The sequence below is a fragment of the Cellvibrio mixtus subsp. mixtus J3-8 genome (genome assembly GCF_000766945.1).
In the GTDB taxonomy this organism is placed as follows: Bacteria; Pseudomonadota; Gammaproteobacteria; order Pseudomonadales; family Cellvibrionaceae; genus Cellvibrio; species Cellvibrio mixtus_A.
In genome coordinates this window covers 46,414-71,306 of record NZ_KN266212.1, presented here as the reverse complement: position 1 = coordinate 71,306, position 24,893 = coordinate 46,414, and the positions used below count along the sequence as shown (strand labels likewise).

Below are 24,893 nucleotides of genomic sequence, written 5' to 3'. Positions count from 1 at the left end.
AAAACAGGGCGCCGAAGCGCCCTGTTTTAATTCACACTATTAACTACTGCACTGATGCCTTAACAAAGTTTGCAGTAATTGTGCATTTATCTCTTACAGGTGCCGTTGTATAGGTAGATCCATTCAGCTGACCACCACAACCTGTCACGCTTTCTATGGTGTAACCCTGATCCGGCACAATAGTGAATGTTGCGACGTTACCGAAGAGCGTCATTGGATCGGAATAGCTCGCATACCAGATATCATATTCCACCGAACCACCCACAGATACTTTATAGCTAATTACCGCAGGTGTTCTATTACTCAGGGTAATTTCCGATCCTTTCGTACAACTGGCGCCAGCGTTATATTCGCAAACAACAATTCCCTCATCCGAGACAGAAACCAGCTCAAGTGCTTTTGCCACGCCGTCTCGCGTGTAAAGCAATTTACCCTTTGCAATAGTTGTCGGGATTGAGGCTTGCGGGACGCTATCGTCACTTCTATCGTTAATTTCTATATGATCGTTAACAAAGTGCCAGACTTTGACACCAGCCGCTGTCTGCTGGAAAAATTCCCTTCTATGGGTAGACATACCAAACCAATAATCAAAATAACCGGGGGAAGGAATCTTGCTCCAGACATCAAGAAATGAATACGAATATGATTTTTCACCATCAGGGTCATATTCCGTTATTGTATTTAGTAGATGGTAATTATCATTCGTGCTAGCCAATACTTTAACAACCGTTTTGCGAAAAACCTTGCACGACTTATTAGCAAGCTGGTCACAATAGCTCAACCAGCGAGCATTATTATCCTGGTAGATGTACTTTATCCACGAGCTATCCGTGCTTGAATAATTCCAGGGCGATATGCGACTGGATAATTCTTCGATAATATCGTCATTAGCCAAGGTATAAATCCTGCCATCCGTTCCTACGTAAGTTCCGCGTAAATCTGCTTTGGCTACCGACAATTGTTGTTGCCGAATTAATTTACCGTTCCAGGCATAGGCAAAAACTTCATCTGGGCTTGATGGCGACCAGTTGATAGCGACGAAGCTGTATCCAACACCCAAATCGTTCAACACATAATAATCTGTTAATTTTTTGCCATCGCGAAAAACGGTAAAGCCATTGTTGCCAAGGGTCCAGGTCAAACCAGTTTGCGTGTTAGTGCCATCAAGATTGCTCAAATTTACACTGCCATCGTCATTGAGTTTAAATAGAGTCGCGCTACCGTCCGTACCTTGAATCCACTCGCCAACCAGCTTCTCTTTTTCCAAGTTCAATCCTTTCGTGGTGGACGCACGCTGCACAAACTTGAACTCAGAAAAACTGCGCTGGATTTTTCCTTCATCATCCAGAAGCACTTTATGCATTACCATGCTGCCATGTATTGCACTGCCATACTGGTTTCCAATATAAATCTCGATAGCCTCAGCAAACCAACTACCAGGCCAGTCCATCTGCATTAGATTTATCGGTTTATCAAAGTGTATATCCAATTTGTCGACATCCTGTGTCCAGGTAAAAGTTTGCGCCCCAAAACGAGTTTTCGCTTCACCTTTATTATCGTTATTAAAAGTCAGCACCCAATCGGTATCGCCAGCCCCGTTGAACAAAATATAGGTGCCAGCGTAGCCCAAACTGCCGGGACTTACAGAGGCATCATTTTTAATCGACTCCATCACCTGACCAATCAATTCAGGAGTTGCGTTGTTAATACTGGTTTGTAATTCATATGTGAGATCACTATCCAACACCAAGTCCAGAGTGGTTTTGGCACCTGAGGGTAAAATGCCCCCCATGTCACTAACTATTTTGATCAACGCTGCGAGCCAGTATTTCTCGAACTGCCCAACACTTTCCGAAAGGTTTTTCAACTGTAAATCGTTGCTGACATTTAGAAAAGGAACACCATAATAACTCCAGCGCTTCACCATTAACGCATATTCGGCTGTCGTAACATTGGTGACATTAACAGAAAAATTTTCGTTCGCATCCAGTTGGTTGTCACTGCCGGCTTGTATTAACAAGGTCTGCATAGAGGGCAACTGCGACACCAGTTTCAAGGTTGGCTTGCTCGAACCACCGTCTGCCGTAATCAACACCAAATCATTCAGGTGTGCATCATCCACACTCAGGTTAAGTGTGTATTTACCATTAGCATCTGCGGTAGTGGTAAACGTAAGATCGCGGACAGTCGCTGTGACATTTGCATTCGGCACCGCTGCATCAATTACCAAACCACTAATCGCCAACGATGTTTTTTTCGCTGCGATTTTTACCTGCTGGTTGGCTTGGGTTGACGCCCCCTGGTTATCGGTAACGGTAAGGGTTAATTTAACCGTGGTGTCCGCACTGACATTTGCCGATGTCACAGAGAGCGTCGCGGATTTATTATCACCGAGAGTTACCGCCGTGCTTGAGTCTGCTGTCCAGCTATAACTCGCAATTGAACCATCCGAATCGGATGCTATGGCTGATAGAGAGATAGTTGCCCCGGATTCCATTTGTGATGGGCCGGAGATACTGGCCGTAGGTGGCTGATTATTTTTTGGTGATGATGATCCACCGCCACCACCACCGCCACATGCAGAAAGAACAAGAACAGAGAGAAAAAGTGGCCATTTTTTTTGTATTTTCATGTTATAGATCCTTAATTTATTTTTTTTTACAATTCCGCTGACGGATTGTTATCCATACACCGTCTAATACATAGACCCGCTCCCTCGGATGAATAAACCCTGATAGCAAATAAACAGCTACAGATCAGTAACCATCATTCTGGAAATATTCAGGGGCGAGGTTATCGAAGCGGGTGTATTTCCCCACGAAAGCGGCGCGACTGGTGCCGATCTCACCGTTACGCTGCTTGCCGATAATCAATTCGGCAATGCCTTTGTCAGGGCTGTCTTCGTGGTAATACTCATCGCGGTAGATAAACAGGATCACGTCGGCGTCCTGCTCGATCGCGCCCGATTCACGCAAGTCCGAGTTCATCGGGCGTTTGTTGGGGCGCTGCTCCACACCACGGTTTAACTGGGAGAGCGCGATCATCGGGCATTCAAACTCTTTAGCCATGCCTTTCAACGAGCGAGATATTTCGGAGATTTCCTGGGTACGGCCTTCACCGCCACCGGCAACAGTCATTAACTGTAAATAGTCGACCATGATCATGCCGGGGTTGCCGTGCTCGCGGGCAATGCGACGAATACGCGCACGCATTTCTTGCGGGTTCAGACCACCGGTATCATCGATAAACAACAGTTTGTCTTTCATCTTGGCAACCGCCGATGACAGCTTCGGCCAATCCTCTTCCGTCAACTTGCCGTTACGCATTTTGCCCTGATCAATACGGCCAATAGACGACATCATCCGCATGATAAGGGCCGAGGACGGCATTTCCATACTGAAGATAACCACCGGTTTCGGCTGGTTAAACAGCGCACCTTCCACGAAATTCAAAGCCAATGCGGTTTTACCCATGGACGGACGCGCAGCGAGAACAATAAGCTCACCCGGTTGCCAACCGGAGGTACGTTGATCCAAGTCAGCAATTCCGGAGGGAACACCAGTAATGTCACTGCCGGAGCGAAACAATTCGTCGATACGTTGAACGGTTTGCTTGAGCAACTCGTTCACCCCGACCAAACCACCCTCTTTAGGGCGATCTTCCGCAATTTCAGCCACACGTTTTTCAGCGAGCTGCAGCAGATCATCCGAATCCAGCCCGGCCGGATTCATACTGGATTTGCTGATATCTTGTGCAGCGGCAATCAGTTGGCGCAACGTTGATCGCTCGCGCACGATTTTGGCGTAGGCCGCAATATTGGCTGCACTTGGCGTGTTATTGGCCATCTCGACCAGATAACCCAAGCCGCCTACACGCTCCAACTCTTCGTGCTTATGTAGCTCTTCGGAAAGAGTAATAACATCCAGCGGTTGGCCGGCTTCCTGCAAATTGAGCATCATGCGGAAAATGACACGATGATCCTCACGGAAAAAATCACTTTCCGAGACCACTTCCAATACCGCATCCAGTCGGCCGTTTTCCAGCATCAAGCCACCCAATACCGATTGCTCGGCTTCTATCGAGTGAGGCAGCGCTGACTTACCGGATAACTCATCGGCCAGGCGACTCTCAAAGCTGGAGGTTTCGTAGGCAGTATTGGGCATAATTCGTTTACTTATTGACTTATAAATAAAAGGTTATCGATTGAATGTTATGAATCGAAAGTGATCAAATCAGGGGCAAAAAAATCGGGCACATCTACAACCCGGAAGGTTATCGATAGTGCCCGATTTCGTCGCGATTGTCAGCTAATGCCAACGCACACAGCAATCATTACCAGTAACGAATTACTCGGCAACAACGGCCAATTTAACCGCTTGAATCACTTCAGAGTGCAACTGAACATCGATCTCATATTGACCGATTTCACGGATCACGCCTTGTGGCAAGCGAACTTCTGATTTGCTAACCGCAACACCGGCTGCAGTGATTGCATCAGCGATGTCGCGAGTACCGATAGAACCGAACAGACGGCCTTCGTCGCCAGCATTGGCAGCGATGGTCACGTTCAATTCAGCCAGTTTCTCAGCGCGAGCAGTTGCTTCAGCGATCTTGCCAGCAGCAGCCGCTTCCAACTCAGCGCGGCGCGCTTCGAAGTCAGCGATGTTTTTAGCAGTCGCAGCAACCGCTTTGCCTTGTGGCAACAGGTAGTTACGGCCATAGCCAGACTTAACGGTAACTTTGTCACCAATAGCGCCTAAACGGCCTACTTTATCGAGCAGAATAACTTCCATCTCTATTACCCCTTACTCGTGGCTGTCAGTGTATGGAATCAAAGCCAGGTAACGAGCACGTTTGATAGCAGATGCCAACTGACGTTGGTATTTTGCTTTGGTGCCAGTGATACGGCTTGGAACGATTTTGCCAGTTTCGGTGATGTAGGCTTTCAGGGTTTCAACATCTTTATAATCGATGCGCTTGGTGCCTTCAGCGGTAAAACGGCAGAATTTACGACGACGGAAAAAACGTGCCATGGTTATACCCCCTGCTCTTCTTCAAAGTCTTCAGCATCAACGCCGTCTTCATCAGACAGGTCTTCTGCATCATCACGACGCTCAGCGCGTGGCGGACGTGCTTTACGCTCACGGCCTTCTTTCTCGGCTTTGAGGATGAAAGATTCTTCAGTGATCGCAGCATCTTCACGCAGAACCAGGCTACGCAGGATGGCATCGTTATAACGGAAGTTGGTAGTCAACTCTTCCAACACAGCGTCAGAGCACTCAACGTTCAACAGAACATAGTGAGCTTTGTGTACTTTGTTGATTGAGTAGGCCAATTGACGACGGCCCCAGTCTTCCAAACGGTGAACTGAACCACCGTCAGCTTTGATAGCAGAGGTGTAACGCTCTACCATTGCAGGTACTTGTTCGCTTTGGTCCGGGTGAACCAGGAACACGATTTCGTAATGACGCATGTAAGCTCCTTACGGGTTAAAGTCTCCAACGGCTGTTGTGAGACAAGGAGTAGCCGGTTTTCGAATGCTTGCGCATCTCATACCCCCGGCCGGTTTGGGGTGCGGAATTGTACGGATTCGAGTGTGGTGATGCAAGGCGAATCCAGGAGGGCGGGAGGAAATTAGGGGTAAACCTGTAGAAAAATGCCGATGATGCAAAGAAAAGCGGGCAATTACCTGATAAAAGGCTAAACACTGAGCCCAAGCGCACTTAATTTTTCAAAATCGACCGGTTTGGCAAAGTGATCATCAAACCCGGACGCCAATGCATTTTGCCGGTCATGATCCTGGCCGTAACCGGTTAATGCGATAAGTGTAAACGCCTGTGCATTGGGTAGCGCGCGCAACCGGGTCGCAACTTCATAGCCACTGAGATCCGGTAAACCTATATCCAGAAAGATAATCTCAGGGCCAAATTGCGCAGTCACATCAAGCGCCTGCATGCCGGTGTAGGCAGTCTGAACATTATGCCCCGTCAGCGTAAGGAGCTCTGCCAACATATCGGCTGCATCGGCATTGTCATCGACAATCAGGATTTTTTTGATTGGCAGCACGGAGGAAACCTTTTGCTTGTTTGTCGCCGTATCAAGGCAAACGGAACTCGCCGCAGTGCTGGCAATCAGCGGCAACACAATTTCAAACGTGCTGCCCAACCCCAACCCTTCGCTGGTTGCTTTAACACTACCACCGTGGAGCTCCACCAGGGTTTTCACCAGCGACAAACCAATTCCCAAACCATCCTGGACCTGGCCATGCAAATGGCCGTTCTGGGAAAATAAATCAAAAATAATATTTACCGATTCAGGCTCGATACCAATGCCATTGTCGGAAACCCGGATATAAACGCTCTGCTCGTGCACCGTTACCGATAAACTTATATCGCCACCCGGCGACGTAAACTTGGCTGCGTTGAGCAATAAATTCGCCAGGATTTGCGATAAGCGAACCTGGTCACCACAGACCTCCACGGGTTGTTCATCCGGAAAAGTTACGGTCAGGCGATGGCCTTTATTTTCAATAAAGGGTGTAGAGGTTTCGATAGCGTTGTTGACCACTGAATGCAAATCCACAGCTTCATGGCGTAGCGAAATTTTCCCTTGGGAAATACGCGCAACATCCAGTAAATCATCCACCAGCCGAACGAGGTGATCGGTGTGGCGCTGGATCGTATTGCGTGCATTTTCCTGTGCCGGGGGAACATCGGGGTCAAGGCGCCGCAGTAATTGCAATGCAGTGCGAATCGGGCCGAGGGGATTGCGCAATTCATGGGCGAGCGTTGCGAGAAATTCATCCTTGCGCCGATCAACTTCCCGCAATTCGCGTTCAACTTGCCCCAAACGCAAGAGCGCTTTTACATTGGCAATTAATTCGTCGGGCTCAATAGGTTCAACCAGGTAATTATCCGCACCGCCATCCAGCGCGCGAATTTTGTCGGCGGCCCCGATAAATGATGCAGACGTTTGCAAGATTAAAATTGCCTGGGTGGCAGGATCCTCTTTCAACCGGCGGCACACTTCAAAGCCATTAATATCTGGAAGTTTTACGTCGAGCAATATCAGGATCGGTGATTCGCTACGCGCTCTGGCAAGGGCATCTTCACCATTGGATGCTTCAATGACCTTCAAGCCGGCGCGAATCAAAATGCGTGATTTTGCATAGCGCGCGCCGTCGCTATCATCAACATTTAAAATCAGCGCGTCTTTATAAGGCCGTAGCGGCATACAACATTCCTCAAGAATTTTTCCCTGTGATCAAACGCTACGAATGCATTGTCACATCTGGCCTTAAATGCCAGACAACTGTTCGTGCGAAAGCTCAAGCGACGGTTGCCCGACCAAGGTACGCAAGGTCGATAGCAATTGCTGCTTGAACAGGGGTTTAACATAATAGGCATCGGCGCCCAGGGATAATCCTTTCCGTTTATCTTCAACTTCAGTAACGATAATGACCGGCACATCGCTACGCGCCGGATCATTTTTCATTTCCGCCAGCCATAGCCAGCTGTCTTCACCTTGCAACACAATATCCAGAATTACGGCTACCGGCCGTTCTGCTGTCCAACGCTCGGCAGCTTCACGTAAATTCCTGGCGGCGATAGTGCGAAACTCGGTGTTGTGCAAAAATTTTTCGTATTGCAAATGAACAGAAACATTATCCTCAATGATCAATACCGGTTTGCGCACATCATTGGTTTTAACCCGCACCGGAATTATCTCGGTAATTATTTCGCCGGGAATATTAATCGTCATCGGCAAGGTTACGGAAAACGTAGATCCAACGTTCACCTCGCTAATAACGGCAACATCACCGCGCAACAGTTTTGCCAGATTGCGGCACAACGGCAGTCCCAGCCCCGTGCCTTTTACTTTCCGTTGCAATGGATGTTCGATCTGGCTGAACTCTTCAAAAATTAATTGCAAATCTTCCTCGCGAATGCCAACACCAGTGTCTGCCACACTGAACATCACCTGGTTTTTTTCCGGGATTGATATTGCTTTCACCACAATGTCACCAGCTTCGGTAAATTTCAGCGCGTTGGAAATAAAGTTGCGCAAAATTTGCGAAAGCTTGGCTTCGTCGGTAAATAATTCAAGCGGCGTTTCCGGTTCTACAAACGTTAACCGGAGCGATTCGGAGATCAGCAAGGGGCGCAACATTCCCCGCAACGCACTAAACATCTTGCCAACGTCCACCAGCGAAGGCCGCACATCCACTTTGCCCGCTTCAATTTTGGCGATATCCAGCAAGTCATTTACTAACTCATTCAATCCAGTGGCTGCTTGCAAAATGTAGGCAACCTGTTTTTCCTGTTCGAAAGAGAGATCACCGTCCACATGATCCAGCAACAACTTTGCCAGGGCGCGAATAGAACTGAGCGGAGTTCGAAATTCGTGACTCATGTTGGATAAGAAACGTGACTTCATTTGATCTGCACGGCGCAAGTGCCCGGCCTTTTCATCCAGTTCTGCATAGAGCGCGACCATACCGCGGTTGGTATCTTCCAGCTCACGCGTCAACAATAGCAAATCATCCTGGCGCGCTTTTAATTCCGCGAGAGCGGACAGCAGTTCCTGATTTTGCTGCATAATTTCCGTAACACTGATTTCCGTCGCCATATTGGCGAGGCGCGCAAAAATTTTGCTGCTCGACTCGGGAGTAATGAGTGCGGCAAAGCGCGGGAATATTTTTTTAAGTGTTATATGGGTGCCGATATCGGGCCCGGTTTTGATGTTAAACCTGTCTGCGAGGCGACGGGCCCCAATAATTCCCATGCCCATTCCGGTTGGTGATTTGTAATTGCCGGACAAAATCAAATCCAGATTTTCAATACCCGGCCCATTGTCTTCAATGTGAATAGTAAGAATTTGCGGCGCGGTATTCCCTTCAATCGCGAACGAAATTTTGCCCTGTCCAGCATAATTAAAAACATTGCGAGCAAGCTCTGATACCGATGTAGCAATACGCACCTGATCCTGCATGCCAAAACCACATAGCTGTGCAATTTGTTTTGCGCGCTGACGCACCGATACAACATCGGTTTCGGTTTTTACCTGCGCAGTGAGAATACGGATAGTCATGCGCCGCTCCGGCTATTGATTAAGCCTGCTGCCGTATTACCGGCCTCCCGGATAACGACAACTGTAGCGTCATCCCGTTCCCGCGAAAAATCGCGATAAATGACAGCGGCAATCAATCCGGGATGGCAGTAGCGCAATTCAGGGTACAGATCAAGATTCCAGCGTGTATTAATGCCGTCGCTATGAGCGATTAACAAGGCATCGCTGTCCCAGCTTTCTGAAAACTCTTGCAACTTGCGCAGGTTGCTTCCGACAATTCCATTGTGGGAAACGAGGTGACGGGAGCTATCGGTATAAGACACACAGACAGAAATATTGCCTATACCTGCAAAAGTCAAACGTGTGTTACCAGGATCGATTTTACTGACTGCAACCGCAGCACCGCGAGTTCCATGCAGATCATTGTGCGCGCGCTGCAAAATAATTGACGGCGACTGATCAGCATGTTGGGCAACCAAATATACCGCCGCATTTGCAGCAATCGCTGCATCGGGTCCGTGCCCCAGCCCATCAGCAACCATCAGCGTCAAGGCGCCCTGGCGAGCGGCAATGGCCCAGTTATCACCGCAGACTTCTTCGCCTTCAATCGGTACACAGATCGCACCAACCTGCCAAAAAGGTGGCTGAACTTGCCGCTCATCGGCCCAAATAATCATCAATAACACAGTGCCTTTTTCCGGCGAGGTATAGATATCAAATTCATGGCTAAGGCGGCGCACAGCACCCAAACCTATACCATAGGTGCCAGCGGTGGAATGTCCATCCTCCATTTGCAAATGCAAATCGCGGATACCCGCACCTTTATCAATTGCGATAACTTCTACGCCGGAAACTTCAATGCCCGCTGCATTTTTTTGATGCAGTGCGCGCAATAAAATTTCGCCATACCCGACATGTTTGACAATATTGGTAGCGGCTTCGGTAATTACCAATGCTAATTGCCCTGCACGGGTTTCATCAAATTGCAATTCGCGCGCTAAAACACCGCCAGCCCGGCGAACAACAGCAACACCGCTGCTGTCCTCCAGGCGAAAAACCAATTGTGTTCCGTAACTAATCAAAACATTTACTCAACTGCATCCATTGTTAAACAGGTACGCAACGATTTCCAAAATTTTCACGCCTTTTTTCGCGTCGCGCGCAATTTCCTGGTAATGGCTCGTATAGTGAAATAATTTTTGTGTACACGCTGACTTTAAAATAGTTTCCACTTGGCGATGGTGACGCGGGTGCCTTTACCAGGCTCGGTATCAATATGAAATTCATCAGCAAGGCGCTTTGCTCCACTCAATCCCAACCCCAATCCACCCCCACTGGTATAACCGTCAGTCATTGCCAGTTCCAGGTTTTCAATACCGGGCCCCTTATCAACAAAACTCAACTCGATACCGGTTCTATCACTATCCAGCCGACGACTGACATGCGCTTCGCCACCACCACCATAGCGCAATGTATTACGCGCGAGCTCACTTGCAGCGGTCACCATCTTGGTTTGGTCAATAAGACTAAACTTCATTGCGATCAAATCATCCCGCACCTGCTTGCGCAGACGAACAACATCTTCGTCTGTCTTTAACGGCAACACTACGGTCTCCCCGGAATTCATGCGAGAAGAAAAAGATTCGTTACCCATGTGATTTACTCGTGGAGTATTTGCCAGAGATTGAATCAATCCGGTCGCTCCAGCATTTTAATTCCCAATTCAACATTCAGTGCGGTGCGCACACCTTCCAGGGCCAGGCCCAATTCCACCAGCGTAATGGCAACCGCCGGTTGCATTCCCACCAACACGGTTTTCGCATCCAGGATTTTTGCCATGGCAGCGGTGTCGCTGATCATGCGGCCAATAAAAGAATCGACAATATCGAGTGCAGAAATATCAATGAGGACACCATTAGCACGATCTTTTACGATGCGCGTGGTGAGGTCTTCTTGCAATGCCATCGCCAGGCGATCATGCATATCGACCTGGATAGTCACCAGCAATAACCGGCCCATCCGCAAAATAGGAATTCGTTCCATAACGCTTAACGCCCGTTATTGATGACTTGAATGCTTGAACCTGTGCGCTGCAATGCAACAACAAAGGCATCGGCTAATGTGGCTTTGGTGATGACGTCTTCAAGGTTGACCCCAAGGTGCACAATCGTTTGCGCAATTTGCGGACGGATACCACTAATAATGCAATCAGCCCCCATCAAGCGCGCGGCGGCGATAGTTTTTAATAAATGCTGCGCTACCAATGTGTCCACGGTAGGGACACCGGTAATATCAATGATCGCAATGAGCGCACCGGTTTCCACGATTTTTTGCAACAGGCTTTCCATTACCACTTGCGTGCGGGAACTATCCAGCGTACCAATCAATGGCAAGGCCAGGACGTTTTGCCACAGTTGTACTACGGGTGTTGAAAGCTCAAGTAATTCCTGTTGCTGGCGCAGGATAATTTGCTCACGCGCTTTTTGATAAACCTCGATGGTATACAACCCGAGGGAGTCAAACAGTGTGCTCGTCGTGGCGATTTCTTCGCCCGCCTGTAGTGGACTATTAACCAACGCCTTGCGCAAATATTCAAAAATCGGTTCTTTGAGGGAGAAAACAAAGTTAGCGGTTTCGATCGGAGTAAAGCCCTGGCGCACGCGCGACTGGGAAATTTCAGCCAGCAATTGACGCAACTCGGTCCACTCCGGCTCTTCGATATTCGTAGATTTTGCCTCCTGCAATGTCTTCGCCAATAAAGGTAAAAACTGCGCAGCCTGCGCACGTAAATCCATCACGCCGCTTTTATCGCGGCGCAAGCGCGAGGCAAGCCCGGTCAACCAGCCGTCCAGTAATGGCTCCTGAAATTCGGTGATCACTGCCGCAAGCTGTGTACTCTTGGTGTTACTCATAATCTTCCTCAGAAATAGGTTGTTAATCCAAAGCGCCACAACCGCTTAGCGAGTATTGAGCCAAGGTTACAAAAACATGCCAAATAACAATAATTTGTAATTTCCAAGGAGAGAACAGCGGGGTATTACCGGGATGTTTAACCAAAAACTCATACAAAAACAGGAGGTTAACGATGTAAGCTTTGCAAAATTGTTAATTTTACAATCACTTTATTGCACAACGATCGCGCGATGTTTTTGCCCGTGCGTTATTTCAACCGCACTGTGATCACACATTTTTTAAATAATCCCGTATCGACTTTTCAACAATCGCAGAGATTGAACGCGCGTACACCGGATAAAGGATTCTTTCATCAGCATAAGGAAAGTCTTTTTATAAATGATTCCGGTTTTAGTAATAACACAATTGCTGTTTTATCAGTATCCGCAGGTGATGAAGTGGCACTTGCCACTTTAGGTTGCAACGTAAAGTAGGTGGTTTGACCAGGTAGCGACGATTGAAATAACCCTACCCCTGAGTACCGGGGCAATCTCCCGTAAGGCAATTTTGGTAAACAATCACAATCCTGGTGAATAATAATGAACAATAATTTTTTCAGTCGCAAACGCGCCGCGTATCAACACAAGGCAATACTGACGTCCTTCCTGAAAATCTCTGCCCTGGCTGGAATCGGTTTGCTATCCGGTATCGCCATGGCCGATGTTGCACCGCTGTCGGTGAGCGGTAATAAAATCCTCGCTGGCAACCAGGTTGCCAGCTTTGCCGGCAATAGCTTGTTCTGGAGCAATAACGGCTGGGGCGGCGAAAAGTATTACAACGCCGATGCAGTGCGCTGGCTGAAAACCGATTGGGGTTCCAATCTTGTGCGCGCAGCGATGGGCGTTGAGGAAGGCGGCGGTTACCTGCAAGATCCAACCGGCAATAAAAATAAAGTAAAAGCCGTGGTCGATGCCGCCATCGCCAATGACATGTATGTGATTATCGATTGGCATACCCACCACGCCGAGCAATACACCGCTCAGTCCATCGCCTTCTTCCAGGAAATGGCGCGCACTTATGGCAATAAAAACCATGTTATTTACGAGGTGTACAACGAACCGCTGGACACGGCGTCATGGAGCGGAGTGATCAAACCCTACGCACAGCAAGTGGTGAATGCGATCCGTGCGATTGATCCGGACAACCTGATTATTGTCGGCACCCGCACCTGGTCACAACGCGTTGATGAGGCCGCGCGCGATCCCATCGCAGGCAACAATATCGCCTATACGCTGCACTTTTATGCAGGCTCCCACGGCCAGCCGATTCGCGACTTCGCCCAAACTGCACTCGACAATAACGCCGCGATTTTTGTCACCGAATGGGGGTCAGTGAATGCCAATGGCGACGGTGGCGTAAACTATGGCGAGACCAACGCCTGGGTCGACTTTATGAAGCGCAACAACATCAGCCATGCGAATTGGGCGCTGAATGATAAAGCCGAAGGTTCGTCTTCATTGGTTCCCGGCGCCAGTGCCGGGGGTGGCTGGGCCAGCTCGCAACTCACCGCATCGGGCGCGTTTGCGAAAGATATTATCCGCAACTGGCCAAGTCCGTCCGGCCCGGTTGATCCCACACCAACTTGCACCACGTCTAACGTAAGCGAGACCATCCAGGCTGAAAGCTATTGCCAGGCTGATGGCATCCAAACCGAGGGCACCACTGACGTTGGCGGTGGACAAAATGTGGGGTATATCGATAGTAATGACTGGATGACTTACGCGGTCAATATTCCCGTGACCGGCACGTACAAAGTCAGTTATCGCGTTGCAGCCCCGGCTGGCGGCAGCCAGTTCAAACTGGAGAAAGCCGGCGGCAGCCCGGTGTATGGCAGCATCAATGTACCAACAACCGGCGGCTGGCAAAACTGGCAAACGGTTTCCCACAATGTGGTGCTGCCAGCAGGTGAGCAGTTAATTGCCATCTCCGCCATTACCGGTGGATTCAATGTGAACTGGCTGAAAGTGGAAAGCGTTGATAACACCAACCCTGGCACCGTCATCGCCACACTGCAAGCGGAAGATTTCAGCCAGCAACAAGGCACCCAAACGGAAAATACGACGGACACTGGCGGCGGTAAAAATGTGGGTTATATCGATGCCGGTGATTGGTTGTCCTACGCAGGAACCCCGATAAACATCCCAAGTACCGGCAACTATGTGATTGAGTATCGCGTCGCCAGCCAAAGCGGTGGCGGTAGCCTGACGTTTGAAGAGGCTGGCGGTTCGCCCGTATACGGAACACTCGCCATCCCGGGTACCGGCGGCTGGCAAAACTGGACCACCATCAAACACACTGTGAATTTGGGTGCGGGCAGCCACAAGTTTGGCATTAAAGTGAATGCGGGCGGTTGGAACATCAACTGGATTCGCATCAGTAAAGTCAACTAACTCCTGACGCCATTTCCTATAAGTAACGCTATTTGCCGCCTTCGGGCGGCTTTTTTGTTTCCCGGGTGGATGCGACGAATCAGCGTCGTCCGCACACAATGGCGCCCGCCGGGTTGCACCATCCCCGGGTGGCATTTGCGTTTGCCGCACCCGAGTATGTTTACCTAAGTTCGCGCCCGCTTCCCCAAAGCCCTGTTAGAATTTCTATTAGCGAGCAGGAGGAATGAAACATGTCCGCAGAATTTTGGGAAATTGGCAGTTACGTGGTGACTGTGATCGGCTTGCCCATGGCCATATTTGTGTTTTTGTACGAGCAGCGCAAAGAGCGTGAAAACGAGGAGGAAGAGGTCTACCAACTGGTCTCCGATAACTACCAGGATTTTTTGCGCATTGCCCTGGAGAACCCCGATCTACGGCTGTTCTCCACCACCGAAACCCCGACGCTTAACGACGAACAAAAAGAGCGATTGCTGATTATTTTCAGCATGCTGGTATCACTGTTTGAACGCGCGTATCTGCTGTTGTACGAAGAAGATATGACCCCGAAACAAGCCCGGCGCTGGAACTCCTGGGAAGACTATATTGTGGAGTGGTGCCACAAGCCGCACTTCCGTGCCTTATTACCCAAGTTATTGACCGGCGAAGACCCGAGCTTTGCGGCCTATATCGAGAAAATGGCCGGCATCGCCAGCCAGAACTCGCTTGATTAAGCCGGACTTAGTGAGGATTGACTGCCGTCAATAAACGATGCGCTTGCTTGCGATATTCCGACGGTGTCATCCCCACCATGCGTTTGAAAAACCGGTGAAAGGCAGACTGGCTGTTAAAGCCTGATTTATAAAGGATATCGAGCACCGTATCGCCCTCACATTCCGGCGCAGCTAACAAACGTTTGGCTTCCTCCACCCGCTGGCTATTAATGAACTCAAAAAAGTTCTGTTGGTAATGGTCGTTAATTATGGTGGAGAGCTCGCGCGGCCTCACCCCCACCTGCTCCGCAAACCGTTCCAGGTTAATCTGGCTGTCCAGATGCAACCGCTGCTGGCGAATGCCGTTTTCCACGGCTTGCAGCTTTTCCTCAACCTGCGGCATCTCCTGCAAGCGATCCTTGCTGATATCCATAATGGCGATGTGTTCCTGCTGCAATAACTGGCGGGTATTGCGCCAGCCAAACAGGAATACGGCGTTGATGAGGATAACAGTCAGGTAGTTATTGAGGATTCCCAGCAGGTCATTGGTCTCGCCGCTGACATAATCCCCCAGGAAATAAGCCACAAACGACCAGAGCCAGTGAATAAAAAATCCCCCCAGCACCAGGTCCGCCAGGCGCAGCTCGCGCTCGGAAATCACGGAATACATTTGCCGCAACTGCTGGCGCAAACGGTATTCGGTGTAAAAGCAGGCGAGTACGTAAACCAGTGGAGAACATTTGAATAACGCCCAGACAAACGCCATCGCCATACGGTCAGCGGGCAATAACTCCGGCCAATGGTCGGGTACCCAATCGTAAATGCTTAGGTCATAGGCAAAAATCACCGCCACTGCAACTACTGCAGGCAGCAAGTGGACCCCGTGATACCAATGCTGGAAGTTAATCGCCTGCGACAGCGAGCGCAGGTAATAAAACAACACCGGTCCTTGCAGCAATAAGCAGGCGGATAAGAGCGCAGGAATAATCGGGTAATGGGCAATTGCCATCGACTGGAAACTGGCATTCCAGGTAATCAGGGTAGTGGACAAAGTGCCGACGACCAGCAGAAAGAAAACCTGGAGCAATCGCTGTGGCTGCTTTCGGGGCACCTGGCCGGTAGTAGCTGGCAGCAGCCCTAACGCAACGCACAAAAGAAGGGTTTCAATGATGGTCAGGACAATGACCACCTCGTGGAGGTTGAGTAGCAGGTTCTTCATTATTTTTATGCTCGCCAGAAGGCTTCTTTAGAAAACTGGTGGTTTGACCCGACGATTAAATTATCACTGAAATTACCCGTTCCACAGTTCCCACTTTGCTATTTCAGTAAGTGGGCCTTCTCAGTTTTACACAATGTGCAAAAAACAGGAGGCACACCGCTAGCCTCCGATGAAATAGTGCACAACATGCAGTGACTGACTGCATCCACTAACAAATACAAATCTAACAATAAAGATGAGAGACAATATGAAAAAACTAGCCAGCATTGGCCTGCTCCCGCTCGGGCTATTAATTAGTCAGGCTCCCCTCGCCCAAACTTGCGGCTGGAACCAGGTTTGGAGAGACGATTTCAACGGTACCGCACTCGACCGCAACAACTGGTCGCAAGAAGTCAATGGCGACGGCGGCGGCAACGGCGAGCTCCAGTACTACACGGATCGCCCGCAGAATATGTGGGTTAGCGGCGGCCTGTTGAATATCAAAGCGATCCGCGAAGCCTACGAAGGCAAAAGCTGGACTTCCGCCCGCTTGCGCACCAAAAACGCACAGGATTGGACTTACGGCAAGATCGAAGCCCGCATTAAAGTGCCCAGCGCTTCCGGTACCTGGCCGGCGTTCTGGATGTTGACCAGCGAACAACAACGCGATTCCCACGGTTGGCCACAAGGTGGCGAGATCGACATCCTCGAAACCGTTAACACCAGCGAAGATATCCTCGGCACCCTGCACTACGGTGCTTATTGGCCGTACAACGGCAATACCGGCTGGCCGAATCCCGACAACCTGATCGCGCCCGAAGCCGGCCGCACCAAAACTGATTTCCACACTTATGCAGTGGAATGGTATGAAGACCACATGGTCTGGTCGATTGATGGCGTGCCCAAAATCTCCAGTTCACGCAGCAAGCTGGATGGGCCATCGCCTATCCGCTCCAACTGGAATTCGTTCTACAACCGTCCGTTCCATGTAATTCTGAACCTGGCGATGGGTGGCTCTTTGGCCGGTAACCCGAACGGCAGCGAAGGCCCCGAGCAGTTGATGCAGGTGGATTACGTCGCGGTGTACAAGAACGACGCGAGCTGGTCGGTTGAGGGCGATACCTATGTGTATCGCGGTGATACTTACAAAAAATACCGCGTTGATGGCCCTGCTTCCGCCAGCTACAACTGGTCATTGCCTGCGGGTGTAACCATTGTTTCCGGCCAGGGCACGCGCGAAATCGTAGCGTCCATTGGCAACTCGGCACGCTCCGGCAACTTCAACGTAACCTTTAATACCGGTTGCAGCCTGAAGACAGTCAGCAAGCCAGTCACTATCGAACAAGGCCGCACCCAATTGCTCGCCGGTTATGAGAGTGGGTTAGGGCTTGCTCACATTCAAAACGGCGTTGCACTTGGTGCCGGTGCGATTGTTAACAACCCGGCTCCGGGTGCGGTTAACACCTCCAGCAAGGTTCTGCATTATGTGCGCGATGCCAGCCAAACCTGGGATAACCTCAAACTGACCGGCTTTGGCAAGCTGAACGCGGGCGAGCTGCGCTCTGGCCGCGCCAAGATTTTTGCCGATGTTTACTACCCTGCTTCGGCAACCAACCTGCTGGGCAAGGAAATTGGTGGCGGCCTGGAAAACAACGCCGTTGTGAGTGCTACCCCCAGTTGGGATGGCAACACCGGTCGCCTCGCGCGCTTCAATGGCACCATCGGTAAAGCGGGCGAATGGCACACGGTTGAGTTGGGATACACCGGCACGCCGGATTCCGCCATCGCCGCCAGCCAGGCCGATAACCTGGTGTTGATGGTGGAAGCGGGCTCCAACCGCCCGGCCGATTTTTACCTCGATAACATCCGCATCGTCTGGCCAGACAACGGCTACAACGTAAAGCAAACCATCGCCAACTTTGACGGCACCAGCAACGGCGCCATCAAAGCAGCGCCTTACACCAGCGGTGTGCGCACTGTGGTTGCCAACCCGGCACCGAACGCGGTGAACAACTCAGCCAATGTGTTGCGTTATGTGCGCGATGCCGGTGCCACCTACGACACCCTCGCCTTTAACGATATTACCGGAATCCGCGATGCGATGGACGCCCAGCACGGCATGGTGCGCGTTGCGGTGGATGTTTACACCACGGCGCCCGCAGGCACCATCATTTCCCTGAACCTGGAAAACGAGCTGCAAGTCAGCGCAGTAACCCCGGCGGATTGGCAAGTCGGTCGCCACAGCTTCTACCAAGCCGAGACCACCAAAACCGGCCAGTGGGAAACCCTGGAATTCAATTTCAACTTCCGTGCGGCATTGGGCGATTGGGCTAATAACAAAGCCTCTGCACCCTTCACCGGTATTGATCAATTGATCTTCCTGATCACCCCCGGCGTGGCCAGCACCGGCACCTACTATTTCGATAACTTCCGCGTAATGGAGTACAACAAGGATGCACCGGCAACATCGGGTACGTCTTCAAGCAGTTCATCGCAAGTCGTTGTGCCAAGCACCAGCTCAAGTTCAGTCGCGGTAACCAGCAGCTCGCGCAGCTCCAGTTCCGTGGTTATAACTACCAGCTCGCGTTCATCCAGTTCAACCGTGGCTACTACCAGTAGCAGCTCCAGTGTGATCGGTTGTGGCAACTGCCCGTTAGTGCTGGTATCGCAAGGTCGCCCCGTAACTGCCAGCACTCAATTGACACCAGCAACCAATGCAGTGGATGGCAATCCAGGTACCCGTTGGGAATCAAGCCATGGGATTGACCCAAGCTGGATCATGGTCGATTTGGGCAGCCAGAAAGCGTTGAGCCAGGTAGTGATTGATTGGGAAGCCGCTAACGCCGCGACCTATGAAATCCAGGGCAGCAACAACGGCACCAGCTGGACCACACTGAAAACTGTGACTGGCGGTGCATTTGGTACCCGCACTGATACCCAATCCGTCACCGGCAACCACCGTTATGTGCGCATTTACGCTACCGCACGCAGCGCCGGCAACCAATGGGGTTATTCGGTCTGGGAATTGAAAGTCTATGCACAGGGTGCGGTGTCCAGCAGCTCATCTGCAAGCTCGCAAGGCCCTGCAACCTCGTTGAATATTGCTGCAGCAACGGCCAGCACCGCGCTGACTCCGGCGGCGAATGCCATCGACAAAAACAGCGGTACCCGCTGGGAATCAGCCCATGCACTCGATCCAAGCTGGCTGGTACTGGACCTCGGCACAACGAAAGCCCTGAGCAGTATTGTTATCGATTGGGAAGCGGCTAACGCAGCGGATTATTTAATCCAGGGTTCGAACGACAACAACAACTGGACCAACCTTGCCAACAGAACCGGCGGCACCTTCGGCAACCGTACCGATACCCTGCCCATCGCCGGCAATTATCGTTATGTACGCATTTATGCCACCGCGCGCAGTGCCACCAACCAATGGGGCTACTCCATCTGGGAAGCACGAGTGTTTGGCTGGTAAAGAAGGCTGGTGATCAATGCAACAGTGACCGGGGCTTATGGTTAATTGATCAGCGGCTCCCTCATTCCAGCCCCGTACCCTGCGGGGATGGATGACGCTTTTCACCCGGCACCGGCGTGCCGGTTTCCGGGTGATTTTTTCAACGTAACAAAACCAACACGCAAGGCAACTACTACATCCAGGGAAGCTATAAGCGGCAGGCCTCGGGAGAGAGAGGCTGCCAGGCGTCGCAAAAAGACGGTTTACCACTCCTGTAAAAACAATAAATTCCTCTGGAGGAACTATGAATTCTAGAATCAACCCGCTTGCCTTGGTCCTGCTCGGGCTGGGATCAACCAGCGCCTGCATCCAAATCGCCAGTGCCCAGACGGCCTACAACGACCCCTGGTGGGCAAGCCCCAATAGCAACACCAATTTCGTCGATCAATTTGATGGTGTCAGCATTAACCGCACCAAGTGGCTGGTAGAGCAAAACATCTTTGTTAACGGCGAAGATATCGACTATCAAGACGTTGAATACCCTGCTGCTGACTGGACCTTCCGCGTCGGGCAGCCGGACGCTGGTGCGAGCGATGGCAAGGTGCTGAACCTGAAAGCCCGCTATATGGACGGCCAGATCCAGGACTACTATGGCGGTAACGCCGGCCAGGGCAAGCCACTGTTTATCCGCGCCGGCCGGATCGAGTCGCAAATTGCCGATGAATCCACCTTTGTGTACGGTAAGTTCGAAGCCCGCATCAAAATGCCACCGGCGCGCAACGGTGAATTCCCTGCGTGGTGGCTGCTCGGTAACTTCCCGGATGTGGGTTGGACTGCCTGCCAGGAGCTGGACATCATCGAGTTCACCGGTGCCAACGCGAGCAAAGCGCCGCAAACGCATTGGTCCGCACCTTATGCAGCCTATGGCGGCAACCCCAACAACACGACTTACGCACAGTTGGGCATTAGCCCAAGCGACCAATACGTGACTTACGGCGTGATCAAAACCCCGGAATACGTCGAGTACTACGTCAACGGCGTGAAGACTTATACCTGGACCAAAGCCGAGCGCGGCGACCAGCCATGGCCGTACCTCACGCCCATGCGCATGATCCTCAACCACGCCATCACCCACGTGGAATGGCCGGACGTCGGTAACTACAACAAATTCAGCACCAACGCGAACGTCGCCAACAAAACCGGCTACACCCGCGTGACTAACGGTGTGACTGAATACGAATATATCGATACCGCGAGCATGAACACCAATATTGGCCGCACCGGTACGGATTTCCTGGTCGACTATGTTGCCCACTGGCCGCTGCCAGCCACCGACAGCTGGCACAAATATATCGACGAGAGCAAATACAGCTTTTTCCGTCCAACCAACAACACCAAAGGTTTCTACTCGCTGAAAGGTTGGTTGGCTCCAGTGTCGGTAACAGCAGACGCCTACCTGCAAGAAGGCGATAACGCCTATCGCGATAACAGTGCGAAAAACGCTGCTGACGGCTATGTAGGTTCCAAATGGGCCACCCCGCGCGACGACAATAACCACTCTGTCACCATCGATTACGGTGTGGACAAGCCGATCAAATATTTCTGGATCGAATGGGCCTGGAATCTGCCAAAGTCTTACGACATCTACGGTAAAACCTCCTCCGGCAACTGGGAATACGTACTCACGTCTGACCAGCAAAGCGTGGGTTGGGCAACCCATACCTTTGATGTGAACAAGACTTACCGTTACATCAAACTGGTGACCAAAGGCCGTATCGATAAAGCCGAGCCTATCTGGCTGCTTGAGTTCAAAGCCTTTGAAGATGTTGCCAATGTCTATCCAAAACCGGCTGGCACGGCGCAAGTGGATCGCGCCATCAACGTGCTCGGCAACGGCAACTTTTCCGGTGGTTTAGCGGGATGGGCAGGTGAAAACTATGACGGCTCCGGCGCGGCTTACTCCGTCATTAATGGCGAAGCGCGTATTACCGCCGCCGCACAAGGCACCGGTTCAGGCTCTTACCAATTGCACACCCAGGGTTTCGGCTTGAAGCGCAACTACCGCTATCAGGTTAGCTTCCGTGCACGCGCTGAATCGCCGCGTAACATTCAAGTGCGCCTGTCAGAAGACCAGTTGAACCCATCAGCAGCCGGTACTTACTTGCTGCAAACCATCGCATTGGGAACCACTAACGCCAACTACAGTTTCAACATTGATTTCACTGCCGGCGATAACCCGGGCCGCCTCGCCTTCCTCTTCGGAGGAATGGGCAATGCGACCACGTATATCGATGACGTAGTGATCCGCGAAATCGCCTATATCGGCTCCGGTGATCCACTGGTTCCGGCGATTAGCGCTACCAATTTCTCCGGCGCAAGTTCGGGCTGGGAAACAGAATGGTGGGGTGCAGCGGCGCGTGCTGTAGACGGCTCAACCGGCAACAAAGCCAGCGGTCGCCCCGGTGTAGCGGACAATCAGGACCTGTGGGTCAGCGTGATTATCGACCCCAACTATGAAGTGAAAGAAGTATTGGTAGCGGGCGATAAATCCTCGCCACGCAGCCTGGCCCAGTTCAAAGCGGAATATGGCACGGCCAATAACACACTGATCAACTGGACCAACAGCAACACCGATGGCACTTACGAAAGCTTCACTAACTTCGCGGCGGTACCACCGGCGAACGAACGCAACTTCCGTTTCTGGTTCCGCCCACCGGCAGGTGAAGTGGTTGAAGTGGCCGATGTACAGTTGATGGCTGTGGATCTGAAACCGCACCGCATTTACACCATCAACCTGGATGGCACAGGCAGCATCAGCCCGGCTGGCACACTCCGTTACAGCAAAAACAACAATGAATCAGCGACTTACACCTTCACTCCGCCAGCAGGTCAACAAGTGGCGAACGTGATTGTGGATGGGGTATCGCTCGGTGCATTGAATAGCTACACCTTCAATGCAATTTCGGCGAGCCACACGATTGCCGTGTCTTTCACTGGCAACAGCAATCCGGTCAGCAGTGCGTCATCCAGCAGCCGCAGTTCTTCATCCACAACCGTCAGCTCCAGCAGTACACCTGCAACCGGTGTCCTGGTATCGCAAGGTCGCCCGGTTACTGCCAGCACCACTATGTCACCCGCCACCAACGCAGTAGACGGCAATGCGGGAACCCGCTGGGAATCCAACCATGGTGTCAGCCCAAGCTGGATCATGGTAGACCTCGGCAGCAGCCGCGCGCTGACGCAAGTGGTGATCGATTGGGAAGCAGCGAACGCCGCTAACTATGAAGTGCAAGGCTCAACCAATGGCACCAGTTGGACCACATTGAAAACAGTGACCGGCGCTGCGTTTGGCAACCGTACTGATACCCATACCGTAAGCGGCAATTATCGCTATGTGCGTGTTTATGCAACGGTGCGCAGTAGCGGAAATACCTGGGGCTACTCAATTTTTGAATTGAAAGTCTACGCGCAAGGCGCAACTGTCAGCAGCAGTTCTTCCTCCAGTGTTGCTACTGCAGGTCCATTAACGCCCGTCAGTGCCACTGCAAGCACAGCATTGACTGCGGCCGCAAATGCAATTGATAAAAACAGTGGCACACGTTGGGAATCTGCGCATGCGATTGATCCAGGCTGGTTAACCCTGGACTTGGGCAGCGCCAAAACACTGACCAGTATCGCTATCGATTGGGAAGCGGCAAATGCAGCGGCATACAAAATTCAAGGTTCGAATGACAACGCCAACTGGACCGATATCGCAAGTAAATCCGATGGCACCTTCGGCACTCGCACCGACACACTTTCATTGAATGGAAACTATCGCTACCTGCGCATTTACGGCACGGCGCGCAGCGCAGGTAATCAATGGGGTTATTCAATCTGGGAGGTGCGCCTGACCGGGCTTTAATTAATAGCCCGGACTCTACTGCAACAATTATTTTTATTCGGTCATTACTTTTTAATGAACATACCACTCGCGATTTTTTGCGAGTGGTTTTTTGAAATTACTGCGATACAAGTTTGCCGTTGGGGTTTGTGTTTCGAAACCCTCGAGCCATGGATGGCGAAAGGGAGCCCCATGGATGGGTTTATGCGTTTTCGAAACACAAACCCCAACGGCAAACGAACTACGAAGTGATTTCTATAACGCTCCAAAAAAAATCAATCAAAAAATATCAACTAACGGACGCCATATCATGCTCAAGACCAAATCACTCGCGTTATCCCTGCTGTTCTCACTCGGCCTCAGTGCAACCGCTAGCGCCACTGTTATTACCTTCGATGATTTACCGGCAACCGAATCCGATGCCATTGCAGCGGGCTACCACGGTTTAAACTGGGGCGACGAATTCTGGACCAGCGTTGCCTATATGCACAAAGACACCTTGCCCGGCACCGGTTTTGAAACCGGCGTTATTTCCGGCAATTACGCCGCGTTCAATAATTTCGCCACGACATCAACCATCACCGGCGATATATTTACTTTCAACGGTACCTATTTAACCGCAGCCTGGAACAATGGATTGAATATAGAAGTCAGCGGATTTTTAAACGATGTATTGCTGTTCACCCAAACCGTTATTGTCACCACCACCAATGCACAATGGTTTGATTTTAATTACAACGGTATCAACAAACTCAGCTTCCGCTCTTGGGGCGGTTCGCCAACAACACCCGGTGAAGGTGGAGAACATTTTGTGATGGATAATTTCACCATCAACGAATCTGCAAAAGTTCCCGAATCATCACCATTAGCGCTATTGCTCATCGGCCTCACCGCTATCGCCTTCGGCCGCAGAGCCAAAACCCATTAATCCTCCGTTAGCAATAACGTCCCGCTTGGCCGCTACAAAGCAATTTGTGGCGGCTTTTTTGTTTTTAACGTAGTCCTTAAAACAAATTTACGAGCGGCCGCCGAGGATGCGCGAGGGAAGAAATAACAACGCACGTAAAAATGCGAACACGGCATCAAAAGCGATGCCGAGCATGCGGAAGGGAATGGAAATGAGCCAGATGATTGGCCACAACACTAACGCGAGTAACGCCAGCGGCCAGCAAACCACCCATAACAATAACCAGCAAATAAATGTCAGCATCTTCAACTCTCCTCAACATCACTTGTTTAGGTTGGACTCAAGTTAAGG

General features: G+C 51.0%; 18 protein-coding genes. 5 read left to right on the top strand and 13 right to left on the bottom strand.

Annotated features, from left to right (window positions below):
* Positions 1 to 43: 43 nt before the first annotated feature.
* The 11 genes from A596_RS17595 to A596_RS17545 form a co-directional block, all read right to left on the bottom strand.
* Complete coding sequence (locus A596_RS17595) at positions 44 to 2,632, bottom strand: PKD domain-containing protein (protein WP_039917256.1); 2,589 nt, start codon at positions 2,630 to 2,632, stop codon at positions 44 to 46.
* 124 nt (positions 2,633 to 2,756) lie between these two features.
* Positions 2,757 to 4,163 carry a replicative DNA helicase gene (dnaB, locus tag A596_RS17590; RefSeq protein WP_268745697.1) on the bottom strand — a complete coding sequence of 469 codons (1,407 nt, stop codon included), beginning with the start codon at positions 4,161 to 4,163 and terminating at the stop codon, positions 2,757 to 2,759.
* A gap of 183 nt (positions 4,164 to 4,346) precedes the next feature.
* Positions 4,347 to 4,793: a 50S ribosomal protein L9 gene (rplI, locus tag A596_RS17585; RefSeq protein WP_039917254.1), complete on the bottom strand. Its 447-nt coding sequence runs from the start codon at positions 4,791 to 4,793 to the stop codon at positions 4,347 to 4,349.
* A 12-nt stretch (positions 4,794 to 4,805) separates the two neighbouring features.
* The gene (gene rpsR / locus A596_RS17580) at positions 4,806 to 5,033 is read right to left on the bottom strand and encodes a 30S ribosomal protein S18 (RefSeq protein WP_039917252.1); all 228 of its coding nucleotides are present in this window, start codon (positions 5,031 to 5,033) and stop codon (positions 4,806 to 4,808) included.
* Positions 5,034 to 5,035: 2 nt separating this feature from the next.
* Positions 5,036 to 5,473 (bottom strand): 30S ribosomal protein S6, encoded by a 438-nt coding sequence (gene rpsF / locus A596_RS17575; protein WP_039917250.1) that lies wholly within the window; start codon positions 5,471 to 5,473, stop codon positions 5,036 to 5,038.
* Positions 5,474 to 5,700: 227 nt separating this feature from the next.
* Positions 5,701 to 7,233: a response regulator gene (locus A596_RS17570; RefSeq protein ID WP_039917247.1), complete on the bottom strand. Its 1,533-nt coding sequence runs from the start codon at positions 7,231 to 7,233 to the stop codon at positions 5,701 to 5,703.
* A gap of 63 nt (positions 7,234 to 7,296) precedes the next feature.
* Positions 7,297 to 9,090, bottom strand: a complete 1,794-nt coding sequence (locus tag A596_RS17565) for an ATP-binding protein (RefSeq protein WP_039917245.1) — start codon at positions 9,088 to 9,090, stop codon at positions 7,297 to 7,299.
* The gene (locus A596_RS17560) at positions 9,087 to 10,151 is read right to left on the bottom strand and encodes an ATP-binding SpoIIE family protein phosphatase (RefSeq protein WP_052417642.1); all 1,065 of its coding nucleotides are present in this window, start codon (positions 10,149 to 10,151) and stop codon (positions 9,087 to 9,089) included. Before A596_RS17560 ends, A596_RS17565 begins: the two co-directional genes overlap by 4 nt.
* A 134-nt stretch (positions 10,152 to 10,285) precedes the next feature.
* Positions 10,286 to 10,723 (bottom strand): anti-sigma regulatory factor, encoded by a 438-nt coding sequence (locus A596_RS17555; protein WP_235425772.1) that lies wholly within the window; start codon positions 10,721 to 10,723, stop codon positions 10,286 to 10,288.
* Positions 10,724 to 10,758: 35 nt separating this feature from the next.
* Positions 10,759 to 11,112 carry an STAS domain-containing protein gene (locus A596_RS17550; protein ID WP_039917242.1) on the bottom strand — a complete coding sequence of 118 codons (354 nt, stop codon included), beginning with the start codon at positions 11,110 to 11,112 and terminating at the stop codon, positions 10,759 to 10,761.
* A 5-nt stretch (positions 11,113 to 11,117) separates the two neighbouring features.
* Positions 11,118 to 11,981 carry an STAS domain-containing protein gene (locus A596_RS17545; protein WP_039917239.1) on the bottom strand — a complete coding sequence of 288 codons (864 nt, stop codon included), beginning with the start codon at positions 11,979 to 11,981 and terminating at the stop codon, positions 11,118 to 11,120.
* Between the two features lie 579 nt (positions 11,982 to 12,560).
* On the opposite strand from A596_RS17545, the gene A596_RS17535 reads away from it, so the two are divergent.
* Positions 12,561 to 14,411, top strand: a complete 1,851-nt coding sequence (locus A596_RS17535) for a carbohydrate-binding protein (RefSeq protein ID WP_039917233.1) — start codon at positions 12,561 to 12,563, stop codon at positions 14,409 to 14,411.
* A 230-nt stretch (positions 14,412 to 14,641) separates the two neighbouring features.
* Positions 14,642 to 15,121 carry a prephenate dehydrogenase dimerization domain-containing protein gene (locus A596_RS17530; RefSeq protein ID WP_039917232.1) on the top strand — a complete coding sequence of 160 codons (480 nt, stop codon included), beginning with the start codon at positions 14,642 to 14,644 and terminating at the stop codon, positions 15,119 to 15,121.
* 7 nt (positions 15,122 to 15,128) lie between these two features.
* Here A596_RS17530 and A596_RS17525 read toward each other — a convergent pair whose 3' ends face one another.
* Entirely contained in the window at positions 15,129 to 16,319 is a 1,191-nt protein-coding gene (locus A596_RS17525) for a helix-turn-helix domain-containing protein (RefSeq protein WP_039917230.1), read from the bottom strand.
* Positions 16,320 to 16,566: 247 nt separating this feature from the next.
* Between A596_RS17525 and A596_RS22285 the strand changes: the two genes are divergently transcribed.
* The 3 genes from A596_RS22285 to A596_RS17510 all read left to right on the top strand — a co-directional run bounded on the left by A596_RS22285 (position 16,567) and on the right by A596_RS17510 (position 24,563).
* Entirely contained in the window at positions 16,567 to 19,773 is a 3,207-nt protein-coding gene (locus A596_RS22285; protein ID WP_052417640.1) for a discoidin domain-containing protein, read from the top strand.
* Between the two features lie 283 nt (positions 19,774 to 20,056).
* On the top strand, positions 20,057 to 23,656 hold the full coding sequence (locus tag A596_RS17515; protein ID WP_039917229.1) for a discoidin domain-containing protein: 3,600 nt from the start codon (positions 20,057 to 20,059) through the stop codon (positions 23,654 to 23,656).
* Between the two features lie 289 nt (positions 23,657 to 23,945).
* Positions 23,946 to 24,563, top strand: coding sequence for a PEP-CTERM sorting domain-containing protein (locus A596_RS17510; RefSeq protein WP_039917530.1), 618 nt, complete (start codon positions 23,946 to 23,948; stop codon positions 24,561 to 24,563).
* A gap of 87 nt (positions 24,564 to 24,650) precedes the next feature.
* On the opposite strand, the gene A596_RS17505 is transcribed toward A596_RS17510, so the two are convergent.
* Positions 24,651 to 24,845: a hypothetical protein gene (locus A596_RS17505; protein WP_039917227.1), complete on the bottom strand. Its 195-nt coding sequence runs from the start codon at positions 24,843 to 24,845 to the stop codon at positions 24,651 to 24,653.
* Positions 24,846 to 24,893 lie beyond the last annotated feature (48 nt).

Coding starts and splice junctions, on each gene's coding strand:
- A596_RS17595 (WP_039917256.1), bottom strand. CDS start 2,632: ATGAAAATACAAAAAAAATGGCCACTTTTTCTCTCTGTTCTTGTTCTT.
- dnaB (WP_268745697.1), bottom strand. CDS start 4,163: ATGCCCAATACTGCCTACGAAACCTCCAGCTTTGAGAGTCGCCTGGCC.
- rplI (WP_039917254.1), bottom strand. CDS start 4,793: ATGGAAGTTATTCTGCTCGATAAAGTAGGCCGTTTAGGCGCTATTGGT.
- rpsR (WP_039917252.1), bottom strand. CDS start 5,033: ATGGCACGTTTTTTCCGTCGTCGTAAATTCTGCCGTTTTACCGCTGAA.
- rpsF (WP_039917250.1), bottom strand. CDS start 5,473: ATGCGTCATTACGAAATCGTGTTCCTGGTTCACCCGGACCAAAGCGAA.
- A596_RS17570 (WP_039917247.1), bottom strand. CDS start 7,233: ATGCCGCTACGGCCTTATAAAGACGCGCTGATTTTAAATGTTGATGAT.
- A596_RS17565 (WP_039917245.1), bottom strand. CDS start 9,090: ATGACTATCCGTATTCTCACTGCGCAGGTAAAAACCGAAACCGATGTT.
- A596_RS17555 (WP_235425772.1), bottom strand. CDS start 10,723: ATGGGTAACGAATCTTTTTCTTCTCGCATGAATTCCGGGGAGACCGTA.
- A596_RS17550 (WP_039917242.1), bottom strand. CDS start 11,112: ATGGAACGAATTCCTATTTTGCGGATGGGCCGGTTATTGCTGGTGACT.
- A596_RS17545 (WP_039917239.1), bottom strand. CDS start 11,981: ATGAGTAACACCAAGAGTACACAGCTTGCGGCAGTGATCACCGAATTT.
- A596_RS17535 (WP_039917233.1), top strand. CDS start 12,561: ATGAACAATAATTTTTTCAGTCGCAAACGCGCCGCGTATCAACACAAG.
- A596_RS17530 (WP_039917232.1), top strand. CDS start 14,642: ATGTCCGCAGAATTTTGGGAAATTGGCAGTTACGTGGTGACTGTGATC.
- A596_RS17525 (WP_039917230.1), bottom strand. CDS start 16,319: ATGAAGAACCTGCTACTCAACCTCCACGAGGTGGTCATTGTCCTGACC.
- A596_RS22285 (WP_052417640.1), top strand. CDS start 16,567: ATGAAAAAACTAGCCAGCATTGGCCTGCTCCCGCTCGGGCTATTAATT.
- A596_RS17515 (WP_039917229.1), top strand. CDS start 20,057: ATGAATTCTAGAATCAACCCGCTTGCCTTGGTCCTGCTCGGGCTGGGA.
- A596_RS17510 (WP_039917530.1), top strand. CDS start 23,946: ATGCTCAAGACCAAATCACTCGCGTTATCCCTGCTGTTCTCACTCGGC.
- A596_RS17505 (WP_039917227.1), bottom strand. CDS start 24,845: ATGCTGACATTTATTTGCTGGTTATTGTTATGGGTGGTTTGCTGGCCG.